Annotated in this window: 8 protein-coding genes; 4 read left to right on the top strand and 4 right to left on the bottom strand. The window is 59.4% G+C overall.

Annotated features, from left to right (window positions below):
• Nucleotides 1-166 precede the first annotated feature (166 nt).
• From DET50_RS08850 to DET50_RS08840, 3 genes are read right to left on the bottom strand one after another with little or no spacing between them, the layout of a single operon-like run.
• On the bottom strand, nt 167-1,693 hold the full coding sequence (locus tag DET50_RS08850; protein ID WP_113862498.1) for a tripartite tricarboxylate transporter permease: 1,527 nt from the start codon (nt 1,691-1,693) through the stop codon (nt 167-169).
• The gene (locus DET50_RS08845) at nt 1,693-2,139 is read right to left on the bottom strand and encodes a tripartite tricarboxylate transporter TctB family protein (RefSeq protein WP_113862497.1); all 447 of its coding nucleotides are present in this window, start codon (nt 2,137-2,139) and stop codon (nt 1,693-1,695) included. The genes DET50_RS08850 and DET50_RS08845 overlap by 1 nt, the downstream gene beginning before the upstream one ends.
• Nucleotides 2,136-3,113 (bottom strand): Bug family tripartite tricarboxylate transporter substrate binding protein, encoded by a 978-nt coding sequence (locus DET50_RS08840; protein WP_113862496.1) that lies wholly within the window; start codon nt 3,111-3,113, stop codon nt 2,136-2,138. Before DET50_RS08840 ends, DET50_RS08845 begins: the two co-directional genes overlap by 4 nt.
• Before the next feature lie 277 nt (nt 3,114-3,390).
• Between DET50_RS08840 and DET50_RS08835 the strand changes: the two genes are divergently transcribed.
• From DET50_RS08835 to DET50_RS08820, 4 genes are all read left to right on the top strand, one after another.
• Complete coding sequence (locus DET50_RS08835; protein ID WP_113862506.1) at nt 3,391-4,977, top strand: ATP-binding protein; 1,587 nt, start codon at nt 3,391-3,393, stop codon at nt 4,975-4,977.
• Nucleotides 4,974-5,660, top strand: a complete 687-nt coding sequence (locus tag DET50_RS08830) for a response regulator (RefSeq protein ID WP_113862495.1) — start codon at nt 4,974-4,976, stop codon at nt 5,658-5,660. Before DET50_RS08835 ends, DET50_RS08830 begins: the two co-directional genes overlap by 4 nt.
• A 32-nt stretch (nt 5,661-5,692) precedes the next feature.
• Nucleotides 5,693-6,484, top strand: a complete 792-nt coding sequence (locus tag DET50_RS08825; RefSeq protein WP_113862494.1) for a M48 family metallopeptidase — start codon at nt 5,693-5,695, stop codon at nt 6,482-6,484.
• A 90-nt stretch (nt 6,485-6,574) separates the two neighbouring features.
• Nucleotides 6,575-7,087: a DUF2244 domain-containing protein gene (locus DET50_RS08820; RefSeq protein ID WP_113862493.1), complete on the top strand. Its 513-nt coding sequence runs from the start codon at nt 6,575-6,577 to the stop codon at nt 7,085-7,087.
• Nucleotides 7,088-7,094: 7 nt separating this feature from the next.
• Here the strand turns inward: DET50_RS08820 and DET50_RS08815 are convergent, their stop codons facing one another.
• Complete coding sequence (locus DET50_RS08815) at nt 7,095-7,319, bottom strand: hypothetical protein (RefSeq protein WP_113862492.1); 225 nt, start codon at nt 7,317-7,319, stop codon at nt 7,095-7,097.
• Between the last annotated feature and the right edge of the window lie 55 nt (nt 7,320-7,374).

Genomic DNA, 7,374 nt, shown 5'->3' with positions numbered 1-7,374 from the left:
GAACTCAACTACGGAGTCGATCTATCAACCATCTGAGGGTGGTATCAGATTGATGGGGTGAAGGTGCCCCATCAACCATTAAATCCGTATACCCTAAAAAAGCACCGGGCCTGGCCCGGTGCAAAGACTGACAACAGATCGTCAGGTGGGAGCAATTCAAACAACGTCAGTCACTGACCGGGCTTTCCTTCATGGCCGCGTGCATGCGGCGACGGAGAATCGGACCAACCACCACCGGCAGCAACAGTCCCAGGCCGGCTACCAGCCAAAGCCCGATGGCCAGCGGGCTGGACCACAATATGCTCCAGTTCCCGTCCGACAGTACCAGGGCATGCCCCAGGTTCTTCTCCATCTCCGGTCCCAGCAGCAATCCGAGGATGATCGGTACCAGCGGAATTTCCAACTTGCGCAGGAAGTAGCCGGCAACACCGAAGGCCACCATGAAGTACAGATCAAACGTGCTGTGGCTGATCGAGTAAACCCCCACGAACGCCACCATGGTCACGATGGGCAACAGATACATGGGAGGCACCGACAGCAGCTTCACAAAGAAACCCACGAGCGGAATGTTGAGCACCAGCAGCAGCACGTTGCCGATCAGCAGGGCGGCAATGACGCCCCAGACAATGTCGGCGTTCTGGGTGAACATCAACGGGCCCGGCGTGATATTCAGGGAGATCAGCATCGCCAGCAGCACCGCGGTGGTTCCACTGCCCGGCACACCCAGGGTCAGCATGGGCACCAGAGCGCCGGACGAGGCCCCGTTATTGCCAGCCTCCGGAGCGGCCACACCCCGGATATCGCCGTCACCGAAGGTTCCCTTCTTGCCCAGCGCCTGCTTCTCCAGCGTGTAGCTGATAAAGCTGCCCAGAGATGCTCCGGCGCCCGGCAGAACACCGGCGATAAAGCCCAGAATTCCTCCGCGGAACTGGGTCGGGATGGTACTGATCAGTTCCTTGAAGCTCAGGGTGATCTTGCCGACGCTCATCTTCTTGCGCCCGCCACCAATACGCGCTTCCACAAAGAACAGCAGCTCGGAAATCGCAAACAGGCCGACAATAGCAAGGATGAAGTCGATACCCTCGTACAGCTCCAGAATGCCAAAGGTGTAGCGCTGGGTGCCGGTGGAGATATCAATGCCGACGGTGGACACCATGATACCCAGAGTCGCCGCAATCACCGTTTTCATGGGGTTCTTGCCGGTAATACCACCGAGGGTGGCGAACGCCAGCATGAACAGGGCAAAGTACTCCGCCGGACCGAACGTGAGGGCAAACCTCGCCAGAATCGGCGCCAGCATGATCAGGCCAATGGTGCCGATCAGACCTCCGGTGAAAGACGCTATGGCCGAAATCGCCAGGGCGTCCGCCGCCCGGCCCTTCTGGGCCATGGGATAGCCGTCCAGGCAGGTCATCATGGCCGGTTCATCACCCGGAATATTCAGCAGGATGGACGAGATCCGTCCACCGTACATGGCGCCGGCATAGACCGCCGTCAGCAGGATCATCGCCGTTTCAGGGGGCAGGCCCAGGGTAAAGGCCAGGGGGATCAGGATAGCCACACCGTTGGCCGGGCCAAGGCCCGGCAGGCAGCCAATGAGGGTACCCACGAAGGCGCCAAACAGCGCAAACATCAGGTTGTAGGGGGTCAGCGCAACCGCAAACCCGTCCATCAGAAAGCCAAGCGTCTCCATCAGTGCACCTCCAGCAGACCGCCGGGCAGGCTCAGGGACAGACCGTAGTTGAACAGCACGAACACCACCACAGCACTGATCAGGCCGGTCAGAAAGGCCCGCAGTAGAGAACCGCCCATTCGCCAGCTAAGGGTCCCCACCGCCAGAGTGGTGGAAATCACAAAGCCGAGGGGCTCCAGCAGCAGGGTGTAAACCACCAGCACCACCAGGGCAATCACCAGCTCCAGGGCGGATTTGCCCACCGGCCACTGGGCATCGGGGTCCGGCTTGATCATCAGGTACAGGCTTCCCGCCACCAATACGACCGACAGGATGGTGGGGAAGGTTTCCGGGCCCACGCCCTCGGCGCCGCCGAATGGCTCGGGCCACTGTTGGGCGGCCCAGCCATAGGCAACGGCGAGGACCAGAAGGCCCAGGCCGAGAATGCGATCACCAAAGCTGGTCATTTCAGCAGTCCGATTTCACGGGACAGCTGTTCGATGTCCTGGACCTGCTTGCTGACAAATTCATCAAACTTGTCCGCGGGCGGATGGAACGGAATCAGGCCATTGCTCTTCATCACTTTTTTCCATTCCTCGCTGGCGTACAGCTTGTCGATGGCATTGATCCAGTACTCCTTGGCCGCCTCATCAGCACCCTTGGGCATGTAGAAGCCACGCCAGTTCGGACCCACGGAATCGATCCCCTGCTCCCGGGCGGTCGGAATATCACCGAACTTGCCGGGCAGGCGTTCCTCGGCCAGCACTGCAAGAACCCGCAGATCGCCGGATTCCATGAAGCCCGTGGCCTCGGAGATGTCGCCGGTGAAGGCGTCGACCTGGCCGCCGACCACCTGGGTCATGGCCTCACCACCGTTGTTGTAGGACAGGTAGGGAATGCGGGGCAAATCGTCAGCGCCTGCGGCTTTGGCGGTAATCAGCACTTTCAGGTGATCCCAGCCACCCCGGGCACTGCCACCGGCAAACTTGACGGACCGGGGATCCTCGCTGACGGCATCCATCAGGTCGTTCAGATCCTTGTACTCGGAGTCCTTGCCCACGGCGATGATGCCGTAATCAGCACCCAGGGCGCCCACCCAGGTCACCATATCGGCATTCATGCCGGGGAACTGCTTCTGGGCCAGACGTGTGGTGGTCGCGGTAGACGCGGCGACCAGCAGATTATTATCCTCGGAGCGTTTGCTCACGGTGTGGGCGAAGGCCACGCCACCACCGGCGCCCGCCATATTCACGGTCTGCACGGAGCCATCCACCATGCCCAGCTCCTGCAGCACGTTACCCACGCTACGGCAGGTAAAATCCCAACCGCCGCCGGGATCGGCCGGTGCCAGGCATTCGACTTTTCCGGAAGGTTCCCACGCCAGGGCTGACATGGAGACGGCTGCCGCCGCCACAAAAGACAGAGTTCGCTTGATAAACATGGTTGTCACCTCATCAACTTGTTTTTGTCACCACTCCTGAGGCAGGCCCGTGTTGGCCGGGTCCCTGGCATTGGAGTACCAGAGGAGTGATTGAACGCAGGTTAATAGGTAAAACCCGATACACTGAAGCTTGTGAACGTAAAGCCTTTTAAAAGCGTAAAGCCCATTTTGTGCATAAAAATCACGGGCATGTGCCTTGGCGATCCAGTACCCTGAAAACGAACGAAAACAACTAAATTCCTGGCCCGTGTTGCAAAAAACCAAGCTGAAAACCCGAATGATCCTCACCCTGGGGTTGCTCGGCGCGCTGCAGACCATTCTAATCGGCGGCTTCGCCGGCTACTACCTCAGTGAGTCCCTGTATGAGGAAATCGGCCAACGTGCCCTGATGGTCTCCAAGACCGTAGCCGCCTCACCCACGGTCATCACGGGTGTCAGATCCCGGGATATTCCGGAGCTCAACCGCCTCGCCCGGCACCTGGCCGACACCAACGAAGCCCTGTTCATCGTTATCGGGGACCATGAGGCGATCCGGCTCGCCCATCCGGACCCTGACCGAATCGGTTTTTCCATGGGCGACGATGACGGTGACTATGGCCGCAAAGCGTTGATTGAAGGCAAAGCCTATGTCGCCAGGGCCAAGGGCAGCCTCGGCGAGTCCATGCGGGGTAAGGCTCCCGTCATTGATCCTGCAACCGGCGACATCATAGGGATCGTGTCCGTGGGCTACAGCCTTGGACAGGTGGAGGCAACCATTAGCCGCTACAACTTCGTACTTTACGGCGTGGTTGGCTTGATGCTTCTGGTCACGGTTATCTCCGCCATCGTTATTGCCGGCCGCTTCAAGCGGGCAATATTCGGGCTGGAGCCGGAGGAAATAGCGGGCCTTTTCCGGGAACGGGAAGCCACTCTGCAATCGGTACGTGAGGGCATCATTGCAGTCAACCGGAACGGCATTATCACCACGGTAAACCGGGCGGCCTACGAGACCCTCAACCTTCCCGACGATGAGCCCCTGGCAGGCAAGCCCATCCTGGACATACTTCCCGAAAGTGCCCTGATGTCTGTCCTGGAATCGGGCAAGCCGGACTTCGACCGGGAAATCTGGTTGCGTGGCCGGCAGATGGTGGTCAACCGTTTGCCGGTGCGCCAGGGCGATGAAATCATCGGCGTCGTGGCCAGTTTCCGGCTGCGGAACGAACTGGACCAGGTCAGCCGCCAGCTCACCCGGATCCAGCAGTACGCGGACACCCTGCGCAGCCAGACCCACGAGTATTCCAACAAACTGCACACCATCGCCGGCCTGATCCAGATCGGCGCCAATGAGGAGGCACTGAACCTTATCGGGAACGAGGTCAGTGACCACCAGGCCCTGTTACACCTGTTGCTGGAGGCTGTGCCCGATCCGGTCATCGCCGGCTGTCTGCTGGGCAAGTACAATCGTGCGCGGGAAATGGGGCTGCACCTGGACATTGATCCAGACAGCCAGATGGTGGATATTCCGGATACCCTGCCCCGGGACCAACTGGTGAGTGTTCTGGGCAACCTGATCGATAATGCCCTGGAGGCAACCCGGCAGAAGGTCGGGGGTGGTGGCCGGGTTCGATTGTCCATGACCGATCTGGGCGCAGAGCTGATCTTCGAGGTTGAGGACCAGGGCCCCGGTGTGCCGGAAGACGCCCAGCGCAGAATCTTCGAGCGCGGAGTCAGTACCAAGGGCGAGGAGCATGGCATTGGCCTGCATCTCGTCCAGCAGTTTCTGAACCGGTGGGGAGGATCGGTCACGGTCGAGAATCTGCAGGAAGGAGGCAGCCGGTTCACGCTCTATCTACCCAAACGACAGGAAGAGAGAAACCGCTTTTGACACCGATTCGGCTTCTGATTGTTGAAGATGACCACAGGATCGCAGAGATCCAGCGGCGCTTCGTTGAACGCCTGGACAACGTCGAGCTGTGTGGAATCGCCCACACCCTGGCCGACGCCCGGGATCTTGTGGATGTCATGGAACCGGAGCTCATATTGCTGGACGTCTATTTCCCGGACGGTAATGGTCTCGAGTTGCTGCGAGAACTGCGGGCCCGGGACAGCGGCTGCGACGTCATCCTGATCACGGCAGCCAAGGAGGTGGAAACCCTTCGCAGCGCACTGCGCGCAGGCGTCTTCGATTACATCCTCAAACCCCTGGTGTTTGAACGCCTGCAAGAGGCTGTAAACCGTTACCGTAAGCATCTGGAGAAGCTTTCCGCCCTCAACCAACTGGCACAGAGGGAGGTGGACGCCCTGCTACCCCGGGGCACTCACGACACCGACCAGCCGCATCAGGAACGTCTGCCCAAGGGTATTGATGGTCTTACCCTGGACAAAATCCGCGACGTTGTCGCCGGCGGCGGGCACTGGAGCGCGGAGGAAATGGGAGCCCGGATTGGCGCATCACGAACAACCGCCCGACGCTACCTGGAATATCTGGTCGGTACCGGAGAGCTGAGCGCCGAGGTAAGCTATGGTACTGTGGGACGACCGGAGCGGCGTTACTGCCTGAAAACCTAGCCGCCGTTTTTGTTGTTATCAGGACACACACCTTGAGACCACTGATCCTGGGCCTTCTCGCCCTTTTCCTGCTCACCGGCTGTCAGGAATCCCCGACCGGCCGCAACCAACTTGCCCTCGTGCCCGATGCCGTGATGGCCGACATCGGCCAACAGAGCTTTGCCCAGATGAAAGAACAGAACCCGGTCCTGGAAGACCCTGGGGGCAATCGCCTGGTGCAGTGCATCGCCGACGAACTGGTGCAGGCGGCTTCCGCCCAGTTCCCCTCGGTAGACATGCCAAGAAGCTGGGAAGTGGTGGTTTTCCGTAACGACACGCCGAATGCCTTCGCCCTGCCCGGCGGGAAGATCGGCGTTCATACCGGCCTGCTCCGGGTGGCAGAGACTCCGGCGCAACTGGCCACGGTCATCGGCCACGAAGTGGCTCACGTGCTCGCCGACCACGGTAATGAACGACTGACCCAGGAACTCGGTCTCAAGGCCGCCCTGTTTGTCGTCGGCCTGTTCACCGAAAGCGAAATCGCGGAAGACCAGCTCCAGAATGCCTTGGGCATTGGCGCCCAACTGGGTATCACCCTGCCCTTCAGTCGTGCCCACGAATCCGAGGCGGATCTGATGGGGCTGGCCATCATGGCCCGGGCAGGTTTCAATCCACAGCAGAGCGTGGAACTCTGGCGCAATATGGCCCGGGCCTCGGGCGAGCAGCCCCTGGAGTTTCTCTCGACCCATCCCAACCATGACACCCGCATTGCCGATCTGAGCGCCCGTATGGAATCGGCGAATCAGCTTTTCCAGGCGGCAGAGCCCGCAGACTGCAACCCGTGAAGACAATTTCTCCATCCTGACCATTCTTGACTATGATCAATAAATAAACAGCCAGCGTAATTTCCTGAGTGAAATGGCGAGGCATCAGGCATGGTTGAAAAACTGGATCATCCCGGCGGCACCCGGTTGTTACTGACCCCCAACCGTTCATTGAGCTGGAAAGACAATGTCCGGATCTGGATCGGACTGGTTGTGCTCTCGGCAATCATCGGAATCGGCTGGGCGCTCGCAGGCGCCTGGGTCATCCTGCCGTTTGCCGGCCTGGAGCTGATTGCGGTAGCTGCCGGTATCTACATCACTTCCCGCGATTGCCAGCGCAAGGAAGTCCTGACCATGGAGGGAGACAATATCCTGCTGGAAAAGGGTCGAAAACAGAGAAATGCCCAGTGGAGCCTGCCACGCCCCTACACCCGCTTACAGCTGAACGAGCCCGTGCATCCATTCGCGCCAGCCAAATTATTCCTGAGCCACCGCGATCATCGCGTACCCCTCGGCGGATTTCTAAACGTGGAGGACACGCAGAGACTGATCAAAACCCTTGAGTCCCACGGTTTGATTGCGGAACGAAAACAACCCGATCCGGAGATCGGGTTGTGGTTCTGAATAGCGGCTATTTCGCGGGTGGCGTCTGCTTTCTCGCGAGGAAATAATAGATCAGGCTGATCACGCCGCAGATCACAAGAATCCACCCGGCACCTTCAGCCATGTCTGTATCGCCGCTGCTCAAGCCGATCAAGACAACGATGCCGATTACGATACTGTACATTGCCGACAGGAACAGAATAATCAGACTCTTTCGGGGCTCATGTTTAACAACCGTTTTCGGATCTTCCATAGGAACCTCCGGTTCGGCTGGTCAGCGTCGAGCACGAATTTCATTTGTGCTTGCC

Origin of the sequence: Marinobacter pelagius (assembly GCF_003315345.1) — a bacterium.
GTDB lineage: Bacteria > Pseudomonadota > Gammaproteobacteria > Pseudomonadales > Oleiphilaceae > Marinobacter > Marinobacter pelagius_A.
The sequence above is the reverse complement of the archived record's forward strand: the minus strand, read 5'-3'. Positions and strand labels throughout refer to the sequence as shown.

What these genes read in the sequence shown, in the direction of transcription:
- DET50_RS08850 (WP_113862498.1), bottom strand. Translation starts at nt 1,693, where the DNA reads ATGGAGACGCTTGGCTTTCTGATGGACGGGTTTGCGGTTGCGCTGACC.
- DET50_RS08845 (WP_113862497.1), bottom strand. Translation starts at nt 2,139, where the DNA reads ATGACCAGCTTTGGTGATCGCATTCTCGGCCTGGGCCTTCTGGTCCTC.
- DET50_RS08840 (WP_113862496.1), bottom strand. Translation starts at nt 3,113, where the DNA reads ATGTTTATCAAGCGAACTCTGTCTTTTGTGGCGGCGGCAGCCGTCTCC.
- DET50_RS08835 (WP_113862506.1), top strand. Translation starts at nt 3,391, where the DNA reads ATGATCCTCACCCTGGGGTTGCTCGGCGCGCTGCAGACCATTCTAATC.
- DET50_RS08820 (WP_113862493.1), top strand. Translation starts at nt 6,575, where the DNA reads ATGGTTGAAAAACTGGATCATCCCGGCGGCACCCGGTTGTTACTGACC.
- DET50_RS08815 (WP_113862492.1), bottom strand. Translation starts at nt 7,319, where the DNA reads ATGGAAGATCCGAAAACGGTTGTTAAACATGAGCCCCGAAAGAGTCTG.